At 69.1% G+C, this 21,108-nt stretch carries 19 protein-coding genes; 9 read left to right on the top strand and 10 right to left on the bottom strand.

Annotation, left to right across the window (positions count from 1 at the left end):
* Positions 1-96: 96 nt before the first annotated feature.
* From ccsB to PIGHUM_RS06340, 3 genes are all read right to left on the bottom strand, one after another.
* A complete protein-coding gene (gene ccsB / locus PIGHUM_RS06350; RefSeq protein ID WP_124078546.1) occupies positions 97-1,425 on the bottom strand; it encodes a c-type cytochrome biogenesis protein CcsB in 1,329 nt (442 codons plus the stop codon).
* 6 nt (positions 1,426-1,431) lie between these two features.
* Positions 1,432-3,546, bottom strand: a complete 2,115-nt coding sequence (locus tag PIGHUM_RS06345; RefSeq protein WP_246012973.1) for a cytochrome c biogenesis protein ResB — start codon at positions 3,544-3,546, stop codon at positions 1,432-1,434.
* A 148-nt stretch (positions 3,547-3,694) separates the two neighbouring features.
* Positions 3,695-4,375, bottom strand: coding sequence for a c-type cytochrome (locus PIGHUM_RS06340; RefSeq protein WP_124078545.1), 681 nt, complete (start codon positions 4,373-4,375; stop codon positions 3,695-3,697).
* Between the two features lie 323 nt (positions 4,376-4,698).
* Between PIGHUM_RS06340 and PIGHUM_RS06335 the strand changes: the two genes are divergently transcribed.
* The 4 genes from PIGHUM_RS06335 (at position 4,699) to PIGHUM_RS06320 (ending at position 8,228) form a co-directional block, all read left to right on the top strand.
* The gene (locus tag PIGHUM_RS06335; protein WP_124078544.1) at positions 4,699-5,256 is read left to right on the top strand and encodes a gamma carbonic anhydrase family protein; all 558 of its coding nucleotides are present in this window, start codon (positions 4,699-4,701) and stop codon (positions 5,254-5,256) included.
* A 54-nt stretch (positions 5,257-5,310) separates the two neighbouring features.
* Positions 5,311-5,934: a ribosome biogenesis GTP-binding protein YihA/YsxC gene (yihA, locus tag PIGHUM_RS06330; RefSeq protein ID WP_124078543.1), complete on the top strand. Its 624-nt coding sequence runs from the start codon at positions 5,311-5,313 to the stop codon at positions 5,932-5,934.
* Between the two features lie 67 nt (positions 5,935-6,001).
* Positions 6,002-7,012: a porphobilinogen synthase gene (hemB, locus tag PIGHUM_RS06325; protein WP_124078542.1), complete on the top strand. Its 1,011-nt coding sequence runs from the start codon at positions 6,002-6,004 to the stop codon at positions 7,010-7,012.
* A 4-nt stretch (positions 7,013-7,016) separates the two neighbouring features.
* Complete coding sequence (locus tag PIGHUM_RS06320; RefSeq protein WP_124078541.1) at positions 7,017-8,228, top strand: magnesium transporter CorA family protein; 1,212 nt, start codon at positions 7,017-7,019, stop codon at positions 8,226-8,228.
* Positions 8,229-8,259: 31 nt separating this feature from the next.
* Here the strand turns inward: PIGHUM_RS06320 and dsbD are convergent, their stop codons facing one another.
* The 4 genes from dsbD to PIGHUM_RS06300 are packed head-to-tail and all read right to left on the bottom strand — an operon-like array spanning position 8,260 to position 12,344.
* Positions 8,260-10,197 carry a protein-disulfide reductase DsbD gene (gene dsbD, locus PIGHUM_RS06315; RefSeq protein ID WP_246012965.1) on the bottom strand — a complete coding sequence of 646 codons (1,938 nt, stop codon included), beginning with the start codon at positions 10,195-10,197 and terminating at the stop codon, positions 8,260-8,262.
* Positions 10,191-10,535: a divalent-cation tolerance protein CutA gene (gene cutA, locus PIGHUM_RS06310; RefSeq protein WP_246012964.1), complete on the bottom strand. Its 345-nt coding sequence runs from the start codon at positions 10,533-10,535 to the stop codon at positions 10,191-10,193. The genes dsbD and cutA overlap by 7 nt, the downstream gene beginning before the upstream one ends.
* Before the next feature lie 10 nt (positions 10,536-10,545).
* On the bottom strand, positions 10,546-11,337 hold the full coding sequence (locus PIGHUM_RS06305) for an ABC transporter permease (RefSeq protein ID WP_124078573.1): 792 nt from the start codon (positions 11,335-11,337) through the stop codon (positions 10,546-10,548).
* Between the two features lie 35 nt (positions 11,338-11,372).
* Complete coding sequence (locus PIGHUM_RS06300; protein ID WP_124078539.1) at positions 11,373-12,344, bottom strand: ATP-binding cassette domain-containing protein; 972 nt, start codon at positions 12,342-12,344, stop codon at positions 11,373-11,375.
* A 245-nt stretch (positions 12,345-12,589) separates the two neighbouring features.
* Here PIGHUM_RS06300 and PIGHUM_RS06295 point away from each other — a divergent pair, with 245 nt between their 5' ends.
* Positions 12,590-13,114: a cupin domain-containing protein gene (locus PIGHUM_RS06295; RefSeq protein WP_425466682.1), complete on the top strand. Its 525-nt coding sequence runs from the start codon at positions 12,590-12,592 to the stop codon at positions 13,112-13,114.
* A gap of 45 nt (positions 13,115-13,159) precedes the next feature.
* Here the strand turns inward: PIGHUM_RS06295 and PIGHUM_RS06290 are convergent, their stop codons facing one another.
* On the bottom strand, positions 13,160-14,092 hold the full coding sequence (locus PIGHUM_RS06290) for a LysR substrate-binding domain-containing protein (RefSeq protein ID WP_124078537.1): 933 nt from the start codon (positions 14,090-14,092) through the stop codon (positions 13,160-13,162).
* A gap of 222 nt (positions 14,093-14,314) precedes the next feature.
* On the opposite strand from PIGHUM_RS06290, the gene PIGHUM_RS06285 reads away from it, so the two are divergent.
* Positions 14,315-15,124 carry an alpha/beta fold hydrolase gene (locus PIGHUM_RS06285; RefSeq protein WP_124078536.1) on the top strand — a complete coding sequence of 270 codons (810 nt, stop codon included), beginning with the start codon at positions 14,315-14,317 and terminating at the stop codon, positions 15,122-15,124.
* Here the strand turns inward: PIGHUM_RS06285 and yghX are convergent.
* A complete protein-coding gene (yghX, locus tag PIGHUM_RS06280; RefSeq protein WP_124078535.1) occupies positions 15,112-15,999 on the bottom strand; it encodes a YghX family hydrolase in 888 nt (295 codons plus the stop codon). The two genes, PIGHUM_RS06285 and yghX, sit on opposite strands and share 13 nt — an antisense overlap.
* 104 nt (positions 16,000-16,103) lie before the next feature.
* Entirely contained in the window at positions 16,104-17,102 is a 999-nt protein-coding gene (locus tag PIGHUM_RS06275; protein WP_124078534.1) for a LysR family transcriptional regulator, read from the bottom strand.
* A 147-nt stretch (positions 17,103-17,249) separates the two neighbouring features.
* Between PIGHUM_RS06275 and PIGHUM_RS06270 the strand changes: the two genes are divergently transcribed.
* Genes PIGHUM_RS06270 through PIGHUM_RS06260 form a run of 3 tightly spaced genes read left to right on the top strand, consistent with a single transcriptional unit; the run spans position 17,250 to position 21,087 of the window.
* Positions 17,250-18,761 carry an FAD-dependent monooxygenase gene (locus PIGHUM_RS06270; protein ID WP_124078533.1) on the top strand — a complete coding sequence of 504 codons (1,512 nt, stop codon included), beginning with the start codon at positions 17,250-17,252 and terminating at the stop codon, positions 18,759-18,761.
* Positions 18,758-20,098, top strand: coding sequence for an amidohydrolase family protein (locus tag PIGHUM_RS06265; protein WP_124078532.1), 1,341 nt, complete (start codon positions 18,758-18,760; stop codon positions 20,096-20,098). Before PIGHUM_RS06270 ends, PIGHUM_RS06265 begins: the two co-directional genes overlap by 4 nt.
* Complete coding sequence (locus PIGHUM_RS06260; RefSeq protein ID WP_124078531.1) at positions 20,095-21,087, top strand: alpha/beta hydrolase; 993 nt, start codon at positions 20,095-20,097, stop codon at positions 21,085-21,087. Before PIGHUM_RS06265 ends, PIGHUM_RS06260 begins: the two co-directional genes overlap by 4 nt.
* The last annotated feature ends 21 nt before the right edge of the window (positions 21,088-21,108 follow it).

Here is a 21,108-nt window from a genome sequence, read left to right as displayed (position 1 = left end):
ACGGGCTCCTGGTCCGTACCAGCCCGCGGCAAGCCACCCCAGCCACGGCATCGTCGAGTATAGACACCGCGCCCGGAAAAAGATTCAGGCGAAAAGCTACAGCTCTCCGTAGGAGTGCAGGCCCGACAGGAACATATTCACACCCAGGAAGGCGAAACCCGTCACCAGCAGGCCGACCAGCGCCCAGTAGGCGGCGGCATTGCCGCGCAGGCCCTTGATCAGGCGCATGTGCAGCCAGGCGGCGTAGTTGAGCCAGACGATCAGCGCCCAGGTTTCCTTCGGGTCCCACTGCCAATAGGCGCCCCAGGCGTCGGCGGCCCAGAGCGCGCCCAGCACGGTGGCCACCGTGAAGAAGGCGAAGCCCACCGCGATGGCCTTGTACATGATGTCGTCCAGCACCTCGAGCGGCGGCAGGCGCTCGGCCAGCCGCCGCCGGCCCAGCAGGATCGCGCCGACCACCACGGCCGCCACGCCGGCATAGCCCATCCAGTAGGCCGGCATGCCGGTCTGGCGGAACACCATGGGCTCGACCGCCAGCGCCACGCCCAGCACGAACAGCGGCGCCAGCCGTACCCACGACCCGGTCCGGCCGTGCGCCTTGACCAGGTAGGCGAACGCCACCATGGCGGCCAGCGAGAAAGTGCCGTAGCCGATGAAGTTGGCCGGCACGTGCAGTTTCATCCACCAGCTCTGCAGGGCCGGCACCAGCGGCTGGATCTGCTGCGCGCCGCGGTCGAAGGTGTACCAGAGCAGGAAGGCGACGGCCGAGGCGATCACCAGCAGCACGAAGCCGCCCAGGCTGCGCGTATCGTATTTCTGCTCGTAGTACAGGTAGAACAGCGCGGTGATCAGCGAGAACAGGATGAAGACTTCGTACAGGTTGCTGACCGGGATGTAGCCGATGTCGGGGCTGAGCAGGTAGCTTTCGTGCCAGCGCGCCAGCAGTCCGGTCAGGCCGGCGAAAACCGCCCCCCAGGTCAGCGCGGTGCCCAGCCAGGCCGCCGTGCCGCTGCGCGCGACCAGGCCTATCCAGTAACAGGCCGTAGCCAGCACGAACAGCGTGCACATCCACAGGATGGCCGACTGCGAAGACAACAGGTACTTGAGCAGGAAGGCCTGGTCGGCGCGCGCCAGGTCGCCCTGGTAGAGCATGACCGCCAGCCCGCCGCTCACGGCCGCCGCGACCATCAGCGCCCGCAGCGGCCGCCACAGCCAGGCCAGCCACGCCAGCGCCGCCACCGCGCCCGCCAGGATGGCTTTCTCGTAGTAGTCCATCAGGCCGCCCACGCGCTGGAACGCGAAGGCGGCGCCGGCGGCCAGCAGCAGGGTGAAGGCGGCGTCGGTCCAGTCCAGCCCGCGCGGCGCCTCCAGGCCCCGCCGGGCGATCCGCCGGCTGCCACCCGGCGTGGAAGAGGTCAATTCCATGTTTCTCTACCCTTGGTGATGCGGCGGCAAGGCGGACATATCAGCCTTGAGCTGCTCGAATTCCTGGTTGAAATCCATCGTGCGACGCTGCGAGGTCATGGCCATCAGCGCCTGCGCGCCCGGCCCGCCGGGTTTGATCCACAGCCAGACCCGGCGCTCGCGGATGTAGAACATCGAGAATACGCCGAGGATCAGCAGCAGGCACCCCAGGTATACCGCATTTTTGCCCGGCGTCCGGCTCATCTGGAAAATGCTGGCCTGCACGTGATGGAAATCCTTCAGGCCCAGCAATACCGGCGCCGGGTACAGGAACAGGTCCGACAGCGCCGCCACAGCGGCCTGGTTCCAGGCATGGGCCGCCTCGGCCTGCGGACCCGAAGCGGGGACGGGCGGCAGGCCTGCCCGCTCGCGCGCGACACTGCGCAGCCCCGCGACGGCCCCGCCCAGCAGCTTGACCACGACGTCGGCGGCGCGCTGCTGCTCGCCCGCCGCCACGCTGCCCTCGAGGAAGCGGGCGATGGACTGCAGGCCGCCGTTGGCGAAGGTCTCCAGGGCGCGCTCGGCCGATGCCTGCAACTGCCCGGTCAGGACCTCGTCGGCCCCGCCGCCGGCGGCCTGCCGATTGCCCATGGCGAAGCGGCGCGCCGCCAGCGCTCTGGCCTGCGGGTCCTGCAGGGCGGCGCGCAAAGCCAGGAATTCCCTGGGGGAGTCTTCCGCGTCGGCGGGGATGCGCACGTAGCGGAAATCCTGGTCCGGGTTGTCGCGCACGCCGGTCAACAGCACCGGCACGCCGTCGACCTCGACCGGCAGCATGTAGTTGTGGAACTCGCGCGCCTGCCCGCTCGCGTCGCGCAGCTTGTACTGCACGCTCGGGCCGACGTTGCGGAAATCCTCGTTCTGCCCCGGCCGCGCCGCGCTGCCCGTCACCGAGGCGACGTGCTCGCGCAACGCCTTGGGCGCGGCCGCGCCGACACGCGCCGCCGCGAAATTCTCGACGTTGATCGGACGGAACCCGCTGAACTCGACGGTCAGATCTTTGAGCGCATCGTTGCCGCCAGCCGCCTCGGCCACCAATTTCGCCGACTCGCCCACCTTGCCCTCGACCGGGAAGCTGGCGGATTGCGTGCCGCGCAGCGTATAGCCGGTCAGTTCGAGCGTGCTGCCGCCGTCGTCGAAACTGGACTGGTAGACCGTCACGCCCTTGTAGCGCAGCGGCTCATTGACCTTGATCGTGGCCGGGAAGTGCTCGCCGGTCTCGGGGTCGGTCACCTCGACCTCGCTGGCGAACAGGCGCGGCATGCCGGTCGAGTAATACTCGACGATGAATTTCTTGAGTCCGAGCGTGAAAGGGAGCGGCTGGACCAGCGCCCCGTCGTCGACCATGACGATGGCGCTGCGCGTCTGCCCGCCCTCGGGCACCAGGATGTTGGCGCGGAAACTGGGATTGCCGACGCCCAGCCGGCCGCTGGGCGGCACGTCTGCGATGGCCATGTTGTCGAACAGCGGCTGCTTGCCGGCCAGCCAGATCTGCAGCCGGATCGGCAGTTCGCTGTCGAGCAGCCCGCCCAGGCAAATGACCACGATCGCGGTATGCGCGAAGATATACCCCAGGCGATTGCCGCTGCCCGTCTTGGCCGCCACCAGCACGGCCTCGCCATCCGTGCGCGTGCGCACCGCATAGCCCTTCTGCCTGAGCAGCCCGGCCGCCGCCCCGGCCATCGCTTCCGGCGCCTGGGCCGACGCGAATTCGGCGCGGTGGTGGAAGGCGCGCAGGCTGTTCTCGCGCACGTTCTGGCGGAAGGAACGCATGTCGCGCACCATCTTGGGTGCGGTGCGGACCAGGCACAGCGTGGTGGACGTCACCAGGAACGCCATGATGAGCAGGAACCACCAGGCGTTGTAGACGTGATAGAGCGAGAACGTCTCGAACACCTGGTACCAGAACGCGCCGAACTGGTTGACGTAGTTGTTCGACGGCTGGTTCTGCACGAGCACGGTGCCGACGATGCTGGCCAGGCAGATGAAGACCAGCAGGCTGACCGCGAAGCGCATGGAGGCCAGCAGTTCGAGCAGCTCGGCGGCGGTGCGCCGGGGCGCCTGGCGGGAAGCGGAAGAAGACATCATGCTCTTGACGAAAACGGGCCTGACCCGGAACTGCGCGCCGGCGGAACCGCCCCGGCAGCATGGCCATCCAAAATGAAAAGCAAAAGGGGCGGAAACCCCGCCCCTTCACAGACCATGCGCACGGCCGGCGGTTCCGGCGGACGCTTCAGCGCAGGCCGGCGATGTAGTCGGAAACGGCCTTGATCTCGGCATCCGACATCTTGGCGGCGATCTCCGCCATGGGGGTGTTGTTGTGGCGCTCCCCGCTGCGGAACGCCACCAGCTGCGATTCGGTGTATTCGCCGAACTGGCCGCCCAGGTGCGGGTACTGCGAGGGGATGCCGGCGCCGGTGGCCCCGTGGCATGCGGCGCAGGCGGGAACGCCCTTGCTGGCGATGCCGGAGCGGAAGATGCGCTGGCCCAGCTCGACCGTATCCTTGTTCTTGGCGAAGGCCGGCTTCAAGGCCTGGGTGCCCAAGTAGGCGGAAACGTTGCGCATGTCCTCTTCGGTGAGGGGAGCGGCGTTGACGTTCATCACTGCGTTGACACGCTCGGGCTTCTTGGCGCCTTCCTTGACCTTGAAATTGACCAGCTGCTTGTAGATGTACTCGGGATGCTGGCCGGCCAGCTTGGGATTGGCGGCGCCGGGGCTGTTGCCGCCCGGGCCGTGGCAACTGGCACAGGAAATGATGTTGCGCGCTTCATCGCCATTGGTGAAGAGCTGCTCGCCCTTGGCCGCGTCGACCTTGGGACGGGCCGCGGCATCGGCGGCCATGGAGGGCGCAATCGCCATGGCGCCGAAGATCGCACCGCTGGCAACAAGCATCTGGGACAGCACACGCTTCATGAAGACCTCGACCTATGTTCCTGAATCAGGCTACGGTTACGCGACTCACGGATGCCCCGCTCGATGCCGTTCCCACCAGGAGTCCGGCCGTCCCGGCCGCACCGCCCGATCAAGGCACGGCCACGGCAGGAAGGTGTCCTGCAGGCGTCTCCGCGGGGCCCACTTACCCCTTTTATCCGTTCGTCCCGGCTCGCGCCGGGGCAAACGCGTTCGTCTACCGCGAATTTGTTCGTTTGGTTTGCTTTTCTACGCAACCACTTATTATAGCCGTTACGGCGTAGCCAGTTTAAAAGCATTCGGACAAGGACGAAAGGACGACACTCATGGCGGTCTATTCACTGGGCATCGACACCCCCATCATCCCCGCATCGGCCTACGTGGCCGAGCAGGCCGCGGTCATCGGCAAGGCACGCCTGGGCGAGGATGCCAGCGTCTGGCCGGGCGCAGTGATCCGCGCCGATAACGACGACATCGTGCTGGGTACGGGCAGCAACGTGCAGGAAGGCGCCGTGCTGCACACCGACGAAGGGATCAAGCTCTCGGTCGGCGACTACGTCACCATCGGCCACCAGGCCATGCTGCACGGCTGCACGATCGGCGACGGCACGCTGATCGGCATCCAGGCCGTGGTGCTGAACCGCGCGGTCATCGGCAGGCACTGTCTGGTCGGCGCGGGCGCGATCGTCACCGAAGGCAAGGTGTTCCCCGACCGCTCGCTGATCCTGGGCGCGCCGGCCAAAGTGGTGCGCGAGCTCACCGACGACGACATCGCGCGCCTGCGCAAGGGCGCCGAGAGCTACGTGAAACGCCAGCAGCTCTTCAAGCAGGGCCTGGCCAGGGTGGATGCGCCCGCCGGCCGGTACACGCCCGAATACGAATAGGGCCCCTCGCCGTACAATGTCCCGTATTCATATTTGCCGCTGCGGCGCCCATCCGTGTCCATTCTTCATCGCGCCCACTTCACCACGTCCGCCGCCCGGCTGGACCAGCTGCCCGCCCCGTCCGCGCCGGAGGTCTGTTTCGTCGGCCGCTCCAACGCCGGCAAATCGTCGGCCATCAACGTGCTGACGCAGCAAAGGCGCCTGGCCTTCTCGAGCAAGACGCCGGGCCGCACCCGGCTCATCAACATGTTCGGCGTGCCCGACCCGCTCGACCCCGAGCGCGATCTGGGCTACCTGGTGGACCTGCCCGGCTACGGCTATGCCTCGGTGGCGCGGGAAGACCGCACGCAGTGGGCGCAGGTGCTGGGCGGCTACCTGCGCGGCCGCGCCTCGCTGGCCGGGGTGGTGCTGCTGGTGGACATCCGCCGCGGCGTGACCGACCTCGACCGCAACCTGATCGACTGGATCGCCCCCTCCGGCAAGCCGGTGCTGGCGCTGCTGACCAAGGCCGACAAGTTTCCCTACGGCCAGCGCATCAAGGCGCAGTTCGCGGTCAAGAAGGAACTGGCGGCCATCGGCGCGCTGCATACCGTGCCGTTTTCCTCGACCCAACGCCTCGGCCTGGACGAAGCCACGGCCCACATCGAGGGCTGGCTGTCGCCGCAAGTCGCGCCCTGAGCGCGCGGGAACCGGCGCGGCGAAGCCTGCCTTGCCGCATTGCAAGACCTGGAACGATGGAACCGCTATGAGCCAACACGAAGTATTCGCAGATTTCCCCGCCGGCCGGCCCCGCCGCCTGCGGCGCGACGATTTCACGCGCAGGCTGGTGCGCGAGCACCGGCTGTCGGCCGACGACTTCATCTACCCGGTGTTCGTGGCCGACGGCCAGGGGCTGCGCCAGCCCGTGCCGTCGCTGCCCGGGGTGCACCGCTACAGCCTGGACACGCTGCTGCCGGTGGCCGAGGAATGCCTGGAACTGGGCGTGCCGGTGCTGGCGCTGTTCCCCGTCATCGCCCCGGAACTGAAAGATCCCGACGGCAGCGAGGCCACCCGCCCGGACGGCCTGGTCCCGCGCGTGGTGCGCGAACTGAAGCGGCGCTTTCCCGAGCTGGGCGTGCTGTGCGACGTGGCGCTGGATCCTTACACCAGCCACGGCCAGGACGGCCCGATCGACGAACACGGCTACGTGCTGAACGAACGCACCGTCGGCCTGCTGACCCAGCAGGCGCTGGTGCAGGCCGAGGCGGGCGTGGACATCGTCGCGCCCAGCGACATGATGGACGGCCGCATCGGCGCCATCCGCCAGGCGCTGGAGAACAACGGCCACATCCACACGCGCATCATGGCCTACTCGGCCAAGTACGCGAGCGCGTTCTACGGCCCGTTCCGCGACGCCGTGGGCTCGGCCGCCAACCTGGGCAAGTCCAGCAAGGCCACCTACCAGATGGATCCGGGCAACATCGACGAGGCCCTGCGCGAAGTCGCGCTGGACCTGCGCGAGGGCGCGGACATGGTCATGGTCAAGCCCGGCATGCCCTACCTGGACGTCCTGCGGCGCGTCAAGGACACTTTCCGCGTCCCGACTTTCGCCTACCAGGTCAGCGGCGAATACGCGATGATCAAGGCCGCGAGCGCCAACGGCTGGCTCGACGAAGACAAGGTCGTGATGGAAGCGCTGCTGGCCTTCAAGCGCGCCGGCGCCGACGGCATCCTGACCTACTTCGCGCTCGACGCCGCCCGCAAGCTCAAGGGCTGACGGCATGGACGTGCTCTGGCTGCCGGAAAGCGGAGGGGCCCTGCCCCATACCGCGTCGGCGGTGCATGGCGGCGCGGGCTTTCTGTGGATAGACGCCAGCGCCGACGAAGTCGCCAACGGCCCGGAGGCCTGGCGCGACGAGGTCGAGCGGCTCACCGGCGTCCATCTGCACGACCTCCACCTCCAGGACGCCACCAATCCGGCGCACCCTTCGTACTTCGACAACACGCTGACCTACGAGATGGTGGTGTTCCGGCGCATCGTCACCGACACTCCCGAGGCCGCGCAACGGCCTGAGGCCAACGGCCGCGCCGGCATCCCGCTGCTGGCCAACCTGCATACCCAGCCGGTGGCTTTCTTCGTGCTGGAGCGCGCCCTGGTCACCGTGCGCCACGGCCACAGCTCGACCTGCGAGAACATGAAACAGCGCCTGGCCCATCCCGACGGCCAGGCCGCGCCGGCGGGGCAGGCGGAACGCGCCGCCGGCCCTCCCGCCTCGCTCGGGCGCCCGCCCGCCGGCCCCGCCGAACTCATGCTGCGCCTGCTCAACGGCATGGTCGACAAATACCTGGCGCTGCGCCAGCCGCTCACGCGCCAGCTCGACCGCTGGCAGCGCGAACTGCTCAACCCCAACGGCCGTTTCCGCAACTGGCTGGCGCTGCTGGATGCGCGAATCGTGCTGCGCCGGCTCGAGAACACCTGCGAAGAACAGTACGACGCCCTCTCCGAATTGCGCGACGCCGCCATGGACCGCAGCGAAGACGCCTGGGGCTCGGGCGCGTTCGAACTGCGGCGCGATGCGCTGCTGGTGCGGATCAACGACGTCATGGAACACGTCAACCGCGTGCTGGGCCACGCGCGGCGCATGGAGTCGTCGGTGGAAAACGCGGTGCAGCTGCACTTCTCCGCCACCGCCCATCGCACCAACGAGATCATGCGCATCCTGACCGTGGTCACGGTGATCTTCATGCCTCTGACGCTCATCACCGGCATCTTCGGCATGAACGTGGACGACCTGCCCTTCGTCCACGACCGCGGGGCATTCTGGGGCATCATCGCCGGCATGGCGATCCTGGCGGTCATATTGTGGACCTGGTTCGCGGCGCGGCGCTTCCTCGAAACCCGCCCCTACCGCATCGCCGAGGCGCTCATACGCAAGGCGGGGCTGCGCGCCGGCAGGCACGACCCGGATACCGATCCGGGCGATCGCTTGTAGCGGCGCGGCGGCAAACGCTCGCGCCCTGCCCTCAGCCGCCGGCGCCGTCCAGCACCGCATCCAGCGTGCGCGCGAAGCGCTCGGCATTCTGGTAGCCGATCACCCGCTGTGGCAAAGGCTTGCCGCCAGGCGCGAAGAACACGATGCCGGGGGGGCCGAACAGCCGGAAGCGCTTGAGCAATTCGCGGTCGTCGGCATTGTTGGCGGTCACGTCGGCCTGCACCACGCGCAAGCGCGACATGCGCGCGGCGACCTCGGGGCGCGGAAAGGTCAGCGCCTCCATTTCCTTGCAGGATACGCACCAGTCCGCATAGAAATCGAGCATGACGGGGCGGTCCGACGCGGCCACGAGCGCGTCGAGCTCGGCCACCGAGCGAATCCGCTCGAAGCCCACCTCGCCGCCCTGGCGCGACATGCCGGCACCGGGCGGCTGCCACAGGCCGTCGTCGGGAGACTCCACGCCGGCCGGCTCGCGCGGCTCTGGAACGAACCCGTCGGCGGCCCCATCGCCGCTCGCCGCCCGCGGCGCCGATCCGGGCGCGGCCAGGTGCGCCAACGGCCGCAGAGGCTCGCGCCCCCCGCTGGCGGCGCCCACCGCCTCCAGCGCGCCGGCCAGCGCGAGCACGACGCCGACGCCTTTGAGCAGGCGGCGGCCCGTGCCCGCATCCACCGGCAGGCCGTCGAAAGCGTGCAGCAGCGCGGCGGCCAGGATGGCCAGCACCGCCCAGCCCGCCATCTGCACGTTGCCCGGCAGCACCGGCCACAGCATCCACCAGGCGACGGCCAGCAGCAGCATGCCGAAAAAGCGCTTGACCCCATTCATCCACGGCCCCGCCTTGGGCAGCAAGGCTCCGGCCGATGCGCCCGCGGCCAGCAGCGGCACGCCCATGCCCCAGGCCAGCGCGAACAACGCCACGCCGCCCAGCACCACGTCGCGCGTCTGCGATACGTACAGCAGCGCGCCGGCCAGCGGGGCCGCCACGCATGGCCCGACGATCAGCGCCGACACCGCCCCCATCGCCAGCGCCCCGGTGGCCCGGCCGCCCGGCAGGCGCGCCGCCCGGGCCGACAGCGAGGACTGCCAACCGGCCGGCATCTGCACCGTGAACACGTCGAACATGGCCAGCGCCAGCACCGCCAGCAGCGCGGCGAACAGGCCCAGCACCCAGGGCGTCTGCAGCGACGCCGCCAGGCTGACGCCGCTCAGGCCCGCCAGCAGGCCGGCGGCGGTGTAGACCACCGACATGCCCAGCACGTAGATCGCCGCCAGCCCCAGCCCGCGCAGGCGCGGCCGGCGCGCGGCCGCGGCGTCGCCGACCACGATGGCCGACAGGATGGGCACCATGGGCAGCACGCACGGCGTGAGCGACAGCAGGATACCCAGGCCGAAGAACACCAGCGCAATGCGCGCCAGCCCGCTGTCTTCCAGCATGCCCGCCAGCCCCACGTCATCGCTGCCGGCCAGCGCCGACCAGTCGAAGCCGCGGCCGTCGTCCACCCGCGGCAGCTCGCCCGGACCGGCCGCCGCCGAGACGCGCACCTTGTGGTCGGTGGGCGGATAGCACAGGCCGGCGTCGGCGCAGCCCTGGCCCGTGGCCGTCACCGCGAACCCGCTGCCGGCGGGAATGCCCACCCGCACGGCGATGCGCTCGCGGTAGGTCTCGACGTCCTTGCCGAAGGTCTGGTCGAACTTCACCTTCCCGGGCGGCAATTGCGGATCGCCCAGGGCAACGCCCGCGTCGGCCACGAAGCGGAATTGCTCGCGGTACATGTAGTAGCCCGGCGCGATCTGCCAGGCGAACTCGATGGCGTCGGGCGCCACGGCGCGGGCCGAGAACCGGAAGGCCTTCTCGGGCGGCAGGAAATCGTCGGCCGCCGCCGGCGCAAGCGCCCCCAGCCATGCGGCGAGGACCAGCAGACAGGACACGAACAGGCCCGCGGGCCGCTTGGAGAACATGGAAGTCAGCATTGCGTTTCCTGCCGCACCCATTCCAGGTAGGCCGGCAATCCGTGGGTAATGGGCAGGGCGACGATCTCGGGAACGTCGTAGGGGTGCAGGCCGGCGATCGCGTCCTGCACGGCCTCGCGGCGCGCCTGGACGGTCTTGATGAACAGCGGCACTTCCTCGGCGCGCTCGACCGCGCCCTGCCAACGGTAGATGGACAGCACCGGCGCGCCGACGTTCACACAGGCGGCCAGCCCACGCGCCACCAGTTCCTGCGCGATCCGCTCGGCGACCCCTGCATCCGGCGCATTGCACATCATCAACAGCACCGCATCCCCGGCGGGCGGTCCGGACATCGTCATCCCGTTCCCCTTATCTCAAGAGCCGGCGGCGCATCAGCGCCGTCGCCAGCCAGGTCGCGACGGCGGCGGTCGCGGCCAATTGCAGCACGTGCATCCACGCGTGTTCCGGCAGCCGCCCCAGCACCAGCGGCCGGACCAGCTCGATGGCCGGCGCCAGCGGCGCGATGCGCGCCACCTGCACCAATGCCTCGGGCAATTGCGCCACCGGGAAAAACACCCCGGACAGGAACACCATGGGCGTCACGCCCAGCGTGAAGTAATACATGAAGAAATCGAAGCCCTTGGCCAGCGCCGACATGACCAGCGCCAGCGAGGCGAAGGTCACGCCCAGCAGCACCAGCAGCAGCGGAATCCACGCCAGCGTCGGCGCGCGCGAGATATCCAGCGCCAGCACCACCAGCAGGATGGCCAGGCCGCTCTTCAGGCTCTTGGCCGCGGCCCAGAGGATTTCGGCGAACACCACGTCGTCCAGCGACAGCGGGGTGTTGAGCATGGCATCCCAGGAATGCTGGATGTGCAGCCGCGAGAACGCACTATACGTGGCCTCGAACGTCGCCGCGTACAACGCCCCCATGCAGATCGACCCGGCCGCGAGAAAGGTCACGTACGGCACCCCGTCTATGCCGGGCAGCAGGCTGCCCAGGCCGTAGCCCAGCGCCAGCAGCGCGACCATCGGATCCATCACGTCGCCCAGCACCGTGGTCAGCGCGGTCTTGCGCCACACCAGGAAATTGCGGCGCAGCACCGGCAGGCAGCCGCGGCCCGGGCGCGGCAGACCCCAGAGGCCGGACGGGCGGCGCATGGCGGGCATCGTGCCGGGTCGTTGCGCGGACACGTTCAGGCTCCTTCGCGCAGGTCGCGGCCGGCGATGCGCAAGAACAGGTCTTCCAGGCTGGCGGGCCGGTGCAGATAGCGCAGCCTGCCGTCCTGGCGCAGCAGGCCGAGCACCCGCTCGGGTTCGGCGGTATAGCAATACACGGTCTCGCCGCTGGTCTCGATGCGGCCCGGCAATTCCTGCCGGCGGCGCGCCAGCCACTGCAGCGCACCCTCGCCGAACACCTCCACCACTTCGGGCTCGACGTGGCGGGCGATCAGTTCCTGCGGCGCGCCTTCCGCGATCATCCTGCCGTGGTCGATCAGGCCCAGCCGGCCGCACAGCCGTTCGGCCTCGTCCATGAAATGCGTCGTCAGCAGAATGGTCTTGCCCTGCCCGAGCAGGGCCTGCAGGCGCTCCCAGATCAGGTGGCGGGCCTGCGGGTCCAGCCCGGTGGTCGGCTCGTCCATCACGATCAGGTCCGGGTCGTTGACCAGCGCCCGCGCCAGCGTCAGGCGCCGTTTCATGCCGCCCGACAGCTCGTTGATGCGCGCGGCGCGCTTGGATGCCAGCGAGGCGAAATCCAGCAAACCCGGAATGCGGCGGCGGACCTGCGCATCGGACAGGCCGAAGTAGCGGCCGAACACCAGCAGGTTTTCCTCCACCGTGAAATCGGGATCGAGGTTGTCCATTTGCGGCACCACGCCGACGCGGGCACGCGCCTGCCGCGCTTGCCCGGGCACCTCGAAATCCAGCAGGCGGATGCTGCCGCCGTCGATGGGAGTGAGCCCGAGCAGCGCGCGCAGCGTGGTCGTCTTGCCGGCGCCATTGGGCCCCAGCAATCCATAGCATTCGCCGCGCCGGATCTCGAACGACAAGCCATCGACGATCACCCGGTCGCCATAGCGCTTGGCCAGCCGTTCGACCCGCAGCGCGGGACCGGCTCCATCGGCTGCCAAGGGCGGGGATCCGGCATGCAGGAAGGTGTTGGTCATAGGGGAATAGTACCCGGTGCCCGCCGCGCCGCAGGACCGGGCCGATGGGAGGATGGCCGCTCCGCCGGGCGAAGGCCACTGCGGCGTCATCCGTCTTTATTTTTTACCTATGAGACAACAGTTTAATTATGGAACAAATTTGACCTAGATCAAGGATTCCGGCCGCCATCGTCCCTAGAATTTCTTCCGACGATATCCCCCCGCAACCACACCAGGGAATAGCCATGAACGACCCCGTAAGACCACTGATCGACGCCGCGCTTCCCACCTTGCAGCGCCCCGAAGGGATGAGCTTCGGCGACTGGATGGCATCGCGATGTGTGATGCGTTCCACTCGCAAGTACGATTGGAACGCGCTGAAATTCCAGGCCGACTACGATCCCAAGTACGGCCGCGCCCAGATGCGCTACATCGGCACCGGCGCCACCGGCGTGTCCAGCGACAGCAACACCGTGCCCTCGGTGCACTTCACCTTCTCGACCATGATCATCCCGGCCGGCCACGTCGGCCCGCTGCACCTGCACGAAGACACCGAGGAAGTCTTCTTCGTGCTGCGCGGCAAGGTGCGCATCATGTGCGAATCCAAGGAAGGCGAATACTGGGAAGCGGAAGCCGGCGAGCGCGACCTGATCTCCGTGCCCCCCGGCGTCTACCGCGGCGAGGTCAACATCGGCGACGAAGAAGCGCTGATGTGCGTGATGCTCGGCTCGCCCAGGCCCCAGACTCCCACCTACAAGCCGGACGATCCGCTGTCGCAGGTCAAGCGCTGAGCGTCGGCCGGGCGCGGCCGGATTGGCGGGGCGCCCCGGCCCCTGCTAGCGCAGCATGGCCGCGGCTTCTTCGAGGCACTCCACCATGAGCCTGGCCGACCGGCTCAAGGGCCGGTTGCGGTTCCATTGCACGCCCAGCGGCGGCAGCAAGCGAGGCAGACTCACCGGCAGAATCGCCAACGGCTGCAAGGAGTCGTGGGCCGCCGTGCCCGCCATCACAGCAACGGCGTCGGTGAGATACAGATAGGCTTTTGCTAGGGAGATCGAGGGCGTCTCGAGGTAGTCGTTCTCGAGCGGCATACCGTGCTGCAGCAGGACGCGCTCGAGCGGCTCGCGCATCTGTGAGAACAGCGGCGGCAGCACCCATGTGTAGCCCGTCAGCTCCGGCCAGTCCACGTGTTCGCGCTTGGCCAACGGATGCTGGGGTCCGGCCACCACCAGGAGGTCTTCCTCCAGCAGTTCCTTTGCCTCGAACCCCGTCGGCGACTGCAAGGCGGGCAGCCTGCCGATCACCAGGTCGAGCTTGCCCTCGAGCAATTGGGGCAGCAGGGCACGCGTGGTGCCTTCGATCACCCTGACATTGGTGCTGCGGGAGCGTTGCTTGAGCAGCACGAGCGCCCGCGGAACCAGGGCGGGACTGGACAGCGGATATACGCCGATATTGACCTTGCCGCTGGAACCCGACTCCAGGGCTTTGAGTTCGTCCCGCACCTGCTGCAAGTCCGTCAGCATGCCCCGGGCGTACCGGATCAGGCATTCTCCGTACACGGTGGGAAGCATCCCCTGCGCGGTGCGGGTGAAAAGCTCGAGCCCCAGTCCTTTTTCGAGTTCGGTCAGCGCCTTGGACACCGCGGGCAGCGTGACGTGCGACACCTCCGCGACTTTCTTCAGGTTGCCGAAATCGTCGAGTGCGACGAGCAGCTGGAGCTGGCGCGCCTTGAGATTGACCTGAAGATACCAGTCCAGCTTGGTGGGCACCGATTAACCACTCCTTTAACGAGGCGGGCGGTTTTATTCAATCGACTGCGATGGCCGGGAATGGAAGAATTCCCGGTTGGCGGCCAAGGCGAGAAGTCACTATAGCGGCAAGCCTGCCTGGCGGCCAGCACACATCGAGGAGCGAAGGATACATGAAGACATGCAAGATCACGCACGGCCCGCCCCCCTCGCGGCGCCCCGCGCCGACCGGGGAGTGACGCGATGCTCCTCCCGCTGAAAGACCGCACGCTCTGCTATGACCTGGCCGGCCCGGAGACCGGGGAAGTCGTCGCCTTCACCCACTCGCTCGCCGCCGACCTCGGCCTTTGGGCGGAGCAGCTCCCCGCGCTGCTGAACGGCGGCTACCGCGTCCTGCGCAGCGACCTGCGCGGCCATGGCGGCAGCCGCGCCGCGCCCGGCCCGTACACCATGGACGAACTGGCCGACGACCTGATCGCCATCGCCGACGCCGCCGGCATCGAGCGCTTCCACTTCGTGGGCCTATCGATCGGCGGCGCCATCGGACAATCGCTGGCCCTGCGCCATCCCCACCGCGTGCGCTCGCTGATGCTGTGCGACACCCAGAGCGAGTCGTTTCCCGATGCGGCGACGCACTGGGGCAAACGCATCGCCACGCTGCGCGAAACCGGCACCGTGGCGGCGATCGCGGACGACACCATGGAGCGCTGGCTGACGCCGGCCTACCGCGCGGCGCATCCGCTGCGGTGGCAGCAGATACGCGACACCGTGGCCGGCTGCACCGCAGAGGGCTATATAGGCTGCGCGCAAGCCCTGGCCGACTTCCACTACACCGACCGCCTCGGCACGGTACGCATCCCGGCCCTGGTGGCCTGCGGCAGTGAAGATCCGCGCGCCACGCCCGAGGAAAGCCGCCGCATCGCCGCGCTATTGGCCGACGGACGCTACCAGGAGTTCACGGGCGCCCGCCATGTGCCGAACGTGGAGCAGCCGGACACCTTCAATCGCGTGCTGGGCGATTGGCTGCGGCACGTGCGCGCTCAGGCCAGGTAGCGCCTGAACCACGCCACCGTCCGGTCCCACGCCAGCTTGGCCGCCGCTTCGTCGTAGCGCGGCGTGGAGTCGTTGTGGAAGCCGTGGTTGGCGCGGGGATAGACGTACGCCTCGTAGGTCTTGCCCGAAGCCTTGAGGGCGGCCTCGTAGGCCGGCCAGCCCTGGTTCACGCCCTTGTCCAGTTCGCCGAAGTGCAGCAGCAGCGGCGCGCGGATGCGCGCGGCCTCTTCCGCGCTGGGCTGGCGGCCGTAGAACGGCACGGCCGCCGCCAGTTCGGGGATCGCCACGGCGGCGGCATTGGCCACGCCCCCGCCATAGCAGAAGCCGGTGATCCCGACCTTGCCCGTGGTCCTGCCATCGGCCATCAGGAAGTCCACGGCGGCGAAGAAATCGTTCATGAGCTTGGCCGGATCGACCTTTTGCTGCAGATCGCGGCCCTTGTCGTCGTTGCCTGGGTAGCCCCCCACCGAACTCAGGCCGTCGGGCGCGAGCGCGATGAACCCGGCCTTGGCGGTGCGCCGCGCGACGTCCTCGATGTAAGGGTTCAGGCCGCGGTTCTCGTGCACCACCACCACCCCCGGCAGCTTGTCCGCGACCTTGGCCGGCCGCACCAGATAGCCGCGCACCTGGCCGTGTCCTTTCGGCGAGGGATAGACGATGTATTCGGCGACGATGTCGGGATCGGTGAACGACACCTGCTGGGCCATCGCATAGTCGGGCATCAGCGAGGCCAGCAGCCCCGCCGCGGTCAACCCGCCCACGGCGTACTTGCCGGCGCGGTCGAGGAAGTCGCGCCGGGAGATTTTCCCGTGCACGTAGTAGTCGTACAGTTCCAGCAGTTCCGGGTGGAAATCTTCCGCAGTCAGGCGAGCCATGGCGACCTCGTGGCGTGTGGGAGGAATGGGAATCCGCGATCGGCGTTCACCATACACTGGAATGGCGCCGCCCGGCATCGGGATGATGCCGGGTCGAGCCCGGCTCAGTCCGCGCGCCGCGGCCGCGCCTTGCCGTGCGCGGGAGCCCGCCCCGCGCCGCGCCCGCGCCGGCCGGACGCGGCCAGGCCGGCCAGCGGCGGCAGCCCTTGCGCGGTCTCCCGGATCAGGGCGCGCAGCCAGGAGATCGCCGGGTCGCGCTCCTGGTACTTGTGCCACTGCAGGTTCTCGAAAAAGCGCGGGATCGGGATCGGGCATGGCAATACGCGCAGCGGATAGCGCGCGGCCATGTGGCGGGCCAGGCGCGTGGGCAGCGTGGCGATCCGCGACGTGCCCATCACCAGTTCGGGCACCAGCGTGAAGTTGGGCGCGATGACGTCCTGGCGGCGCACTTGCGGCCCGGTGGCGATCATCTTGGCGTCGTAGGTGATGCGCCGGCCGCCGCCCCACTCCACGCCGACGTGGGCGGATTCGAAGTAGCGCTCCGCGGTCATGCCGGTGCCGGCGCCGCCGTGCTCGATACAGGCCAGGCAGGAGAAGTCGTCCTCGAACAGGGGCTCGGACGGATGGCCTGCGACGACGGCGAACTCCGGCGCAACCAGCAGTTCAATATCGCCGCTGTCCAGATGTTCGCGCGTCTGCGGGCTGATGGCCCGCAGGTCGAACTGCATCAGCGGCGCCAGCCGCGCGGCGCGCCGCACCACCTCGGACAGCAGCACGGTGATCACGTAGTCCGAGGACTCGATGGTGAAGCGGCGGGTCGCGGTAGCGGGATCGAAGGTGGGGCGGGCGCGCGTGACGGCCTGGATCTGCAGCAGCACGTCGCGCACGGGCTTGACCAGTTGCTCGGCCAGCGGCGTCGGCACCAGCGTCTTGCCCACCGGCACCAGCAGCTCGTCGGCAAAGTATTCGCGCAGCCTTCCCAGCGCCAGGCTGGTCGCGGGCTGGCTCAGGAACAAGCGTTCGGCCGCGCGGCTGACGCTGTGGGTGGCCAGCAGGGCGTCCAGCACCACCAGCAGGTTCAAGTCCAGTTTGTTGAATCGCACTGCCCAACCTATTTATCTGGCAAATGAGTCGAATTTAAACAATTAACTTTACGCACGTCCAGGCCAACGCCACCATGCGTATCCGGCGGCCCCCGGGCCGGGAAAACAGGCGCGCGCATCGTTGCGCCGCCACGCAGGAGACAAGACATGCAGTGGGATGCCATTGTTGTAGGCGGAGGCCCGTCGGGCCTGGTCACGGCCGCGGAGCTGGCGGGATCGGGCGCGCGGACGCTGGTGCTGGAACGGCGCACCGAGGGCGTGCAGTCGCGCGCCGGCACCCTGCTGCCACGCGTCCTCGAACTGTTCGATGCGCGCGGCATTGCCGGCCGCTTCGTGGAAAGGACGCGGCGCATCAGCCCCTATCCCTTCCGCCCGTCCCACATCTGGGCGGGCTTCCACCCGATCGAATGGCATTACTTCGAGTCGCGCTTCGGCGTCACGCTCGGGCTGCCGCAGAATGAAACTGAAGCGCTGCTCTGGGACTGGGCCGTCGAAAGCGGTGCGCAGATCCAGCGCGGCGTGGAAGTGCGCGGCCTGAGCCAGGATGGCGACGGGGTGGAAGTCGAGACCGTGGATACCAGCGGACGCGTCGCGCGCATCCGGGCAAGCTACGTCGTCGGCGCGGACGGCGGCCGCAGCGCGGTCCGCAAGGCGCTCGACCTGCCGTTCGAGGGCCGCTCGGGCACGTTCCGCGGCATCGTCTTCGACGCCGAGCTGGACGCGCCGTGGCCGGGCGGGCGCATCAACGTCGACAACGAAATGGGCTGGGTGCGCGGCTACGCCTTCGGCGAGGGCATCACCCGCTTCAACATCGTGCACCGCGACCGGCGCCACGCCGCCAAGGACGATCCCGTCACGCTGGACGAGGCGCTGCAATGCATACGCGACGTGCACGGCACCGACTACGGCATACGCAGCCATCGGTGGGCCTCGCGCTTCGACGACCAGATGCGCGCCGTCCCCGCGCTGCGCAGCGGCCGCGTGTTCCTGGTGGGGGAGTCGGCCCGCATCCACTACCCGGCCAGCGGCGTCGGCATGAACTTCTGCCTGCAGGACGCCTTCAACCTGGGATGGAAGCTGGCCAACGTGCTCAAGGGCACCGCCCCCGCCGAGACCCTGGACAGCTACAACGACGAACGCCTGCCCGTGATGCGCGAACTGCTGGCCAGCGTCATGGCCCAGTGCGCGCTGCAATTCAACTTCGGCGAAGAAGGCGTGGCCCTCAAGCGCCGCATGCAAAGCGAAGTCATTCCCCAGCCCGACGTGCAGCGCAAGCTGGTGCTGGAGCTGTGCGGGCTGTCGCAGCCCTATCCGCGGCCGCCGGGCAGCCATGCACTGGCGGGATGCCGCGCGCCCGACATCGACGTCCTGCCCCTGGAAGGCGAACCTCTGCGGCTGACCGAACTGCTGCGCCGGCGGGAGTTCGTCCTGCTCGACCTGGAAGGCTATTCCGGCCAGTTCGACGCGCTGCCGCTGGACGGCCTGCCGGTAAGGCGCATGCAGGCGCGGCTGGGCAGGGTCCCGGCCGAGCTGCGCGGCGTCACGGGGCTGCTGGTGCGCCCCGACGCCTACGTCGCCTGGGCCGGCACGGACCCCGCTCAGGGCGCCGCACAGGCGCGCGCGGAACTCGGCCGCTGGCTGCGGGGGCTCCAGCCATGAGCCCGCGCCGCCAACTCATCAAGGGCGGATGGATCCTCAGCATGGATCCCCGCATCGGCGAGCTGCCGCGCGGCGACTTGCTGGTCGAAGACGAGCGCATCGCCGCCGTCGCGCCGGAGCTGCGCGTGGACGACGCCGAACAGATCGACGCCGGCGGCATGATCGTGCTGCCGGGTTTCGTCGATACGCACCGCCACACTTGGCAGAGCTGCGTGCGGCACCGCTATGCCGACATCGACCCGCAGATCTACTTCGCGGAAATGCTGGGCGCCAAAGGCGCGGCGTTCCGCACCGAGGACGTCTATACCGGCACGCTGCTGGGCGCGGTATCCGCGCTCGACGGCGGCATCACGACCATGATGGACTGGTCGCACGTGCAGAACAGCCCGGAGCACAGCGACGCCGCCATCCACGCGCTGCGCGACGCCGGCTTGCGGGCGGTGTTCGGCCATGGCTGGCCGCTGGTCGACGGCGCCAGCTGGATGTTCGACAGCCAGCGCGGCCATCCCGAAGACATCCGGCGCCTGCGCAAGGAATACTTCTCTTCGGACGACCAGTTGCTGACGCTCGCCATGGCGGCGCGCGGCCCCGAGATGGCGCGCCGGGAAACCTGGCTGGCCGACCTGCGGCTGGCGCGCGAACTGGGCATCCGTTCCAGCATCCACATGGGCGCCTACGCGCGCAACGCGCCCGTGCGCGCGATCGCGCAGATGGAACGCGAGCGCGCGCTCGGCCCCGACCTGACCTTCGTGCATTGCTGCTGCTGCGGCCGCGACGAGATCTCGATGATGGCCGACGCCGGCGTCAGCGCCTCGCTGGGCGTGCACTGCGAAATGAACGCCCAGGGCATCGGCGACATTCCCTTCGACCGCCTGCTGGCCGCCGGCATCCGCCCCAGCCTCAGCGGCGACACCGAAACCAAGTGCTCGGGCGACATGTTCACCCAGATGCGCCTGGCCTTCGCCTACTACCGTTCGTGGATGGGCGGCCGCCATTCGCGGGAGCCCGACGCGCCCGCCACGCTGACCATGCGCGACGTGCTCGAGTTCGCCACCGTGGCCGGCGCGCATGCCAACGGCCTGGGCGACAAGGTCGGCTCGCTGACGCCGGGCAAGCAGGCGGACATCATCTTCGTCCGCACCGGGGACCTGAACCTGGCCCCGGTGTGCGATGCCGTCGGCGCGGTCGTGCTGGCCGCCCATCCCGGCAACGTCGACTCGGTGTTCGTCGCCGGCCGCGCGGTCAAGCGGGCCGGCCGCATGCTCGACATCGATCTCGAGGCCTTGATGGCGCGCGCGCGGGCTTCGCAGGCTTATGTCATGGAATTGCCGGCATGAGCACGCCGCTGGATCCGCAACTGGCGGCCATCGTCGCTGCCCTGCGCGCGCGCGGCGCGCCGCCGCCCTTCTCCGGCTCGGCGCCGCAAGCGCGCGCCCGCATGACGCAGGCGATCATGCAGGCCCGGCAGCGGCATCCGCTGCCGGAGGTCGGGCGCGTGCGGAATGTGGTGGCGCAGCACGGCGGCGTGAGCGTTCCGGTCAGGATCTACGAGCCGCCTGCCGCATCCGGCCCGCTGCCCATCGTCGTTTTCTTCCACGGCGGCGGCTTCGTGCTGGGCAGCGTCGAACTGATGGACGACATCGCGCGCAAACTGTGCCGCGACCTGCGCGCCATCGTGGTCTCGGTCGACTACCGGCTCGCCCCCGAGCATCCCTACCCCGCCGCGCACGACGACGCGCTCGCCGCGACGCTGTGGGCCTCGGCGCACGCGACGCAGTTGGGCGGATCCCACGCGCAGGTCGCCATCGCGGGCGAAAGCGCTGGCGCCAACCTGGCCGCCAGCGCCGCCCTGCAATGCCGCACCCGCGGCCTGCGGCTCGCCGCGCAGTTGCTGGTCGTGCCCGGGGTGGACATGGCGCGCGACACCCGCCCGCTGGAACGGCCGGGCGGCGACGATTACCCCATGCTCACGCCCGCCGACCTGCGCGACATCGCGCGCCTGTACATGGGCTCCCGCATGGACGAGGCAGCAGGCTTTCCGCCCTCGCCCCTGCGCGCGGCCGACCTGTCCGGCCTGCCGGCCACGGTCATCGCCCTGGCCGGGCACGATCCGCTCTACGGCGAAGGCCAGGCCTACGGCGCCCGCCTCGCGGCAGCGGGCGTGGCCACGCGCATCCTGCGCTTCGAAGACATGTTCCATCCCTTCTTCGGCTTCTTCGAAGCCTCGGAATCGGCGCGCCGCGCCAACGACACCATCTGCGAGGCGTTCGGCGAGCTCCTGCACGGTTCGCCCGCCCCGCATGCCGACAACATGTCCAGGCCATGACCCGGACGCCCACCCCATCCC

Source organism: Pigmentiphaga humi, assembly GCF_900606115.1.
GTDB classification, from domain to species: domain Bacteria; phylum Pseudomonadota; class Gammaproteobacteria; order Burkholderiales; family Burkholderiaceae_B; genus Pigmentiphaga; species Pigmentiphaga humi.
The sequence above is the reverse complement of the archived record's forward strand: the minus strand, read 5'-3'. Positions and strand labels throughout refer to the sequence as shown.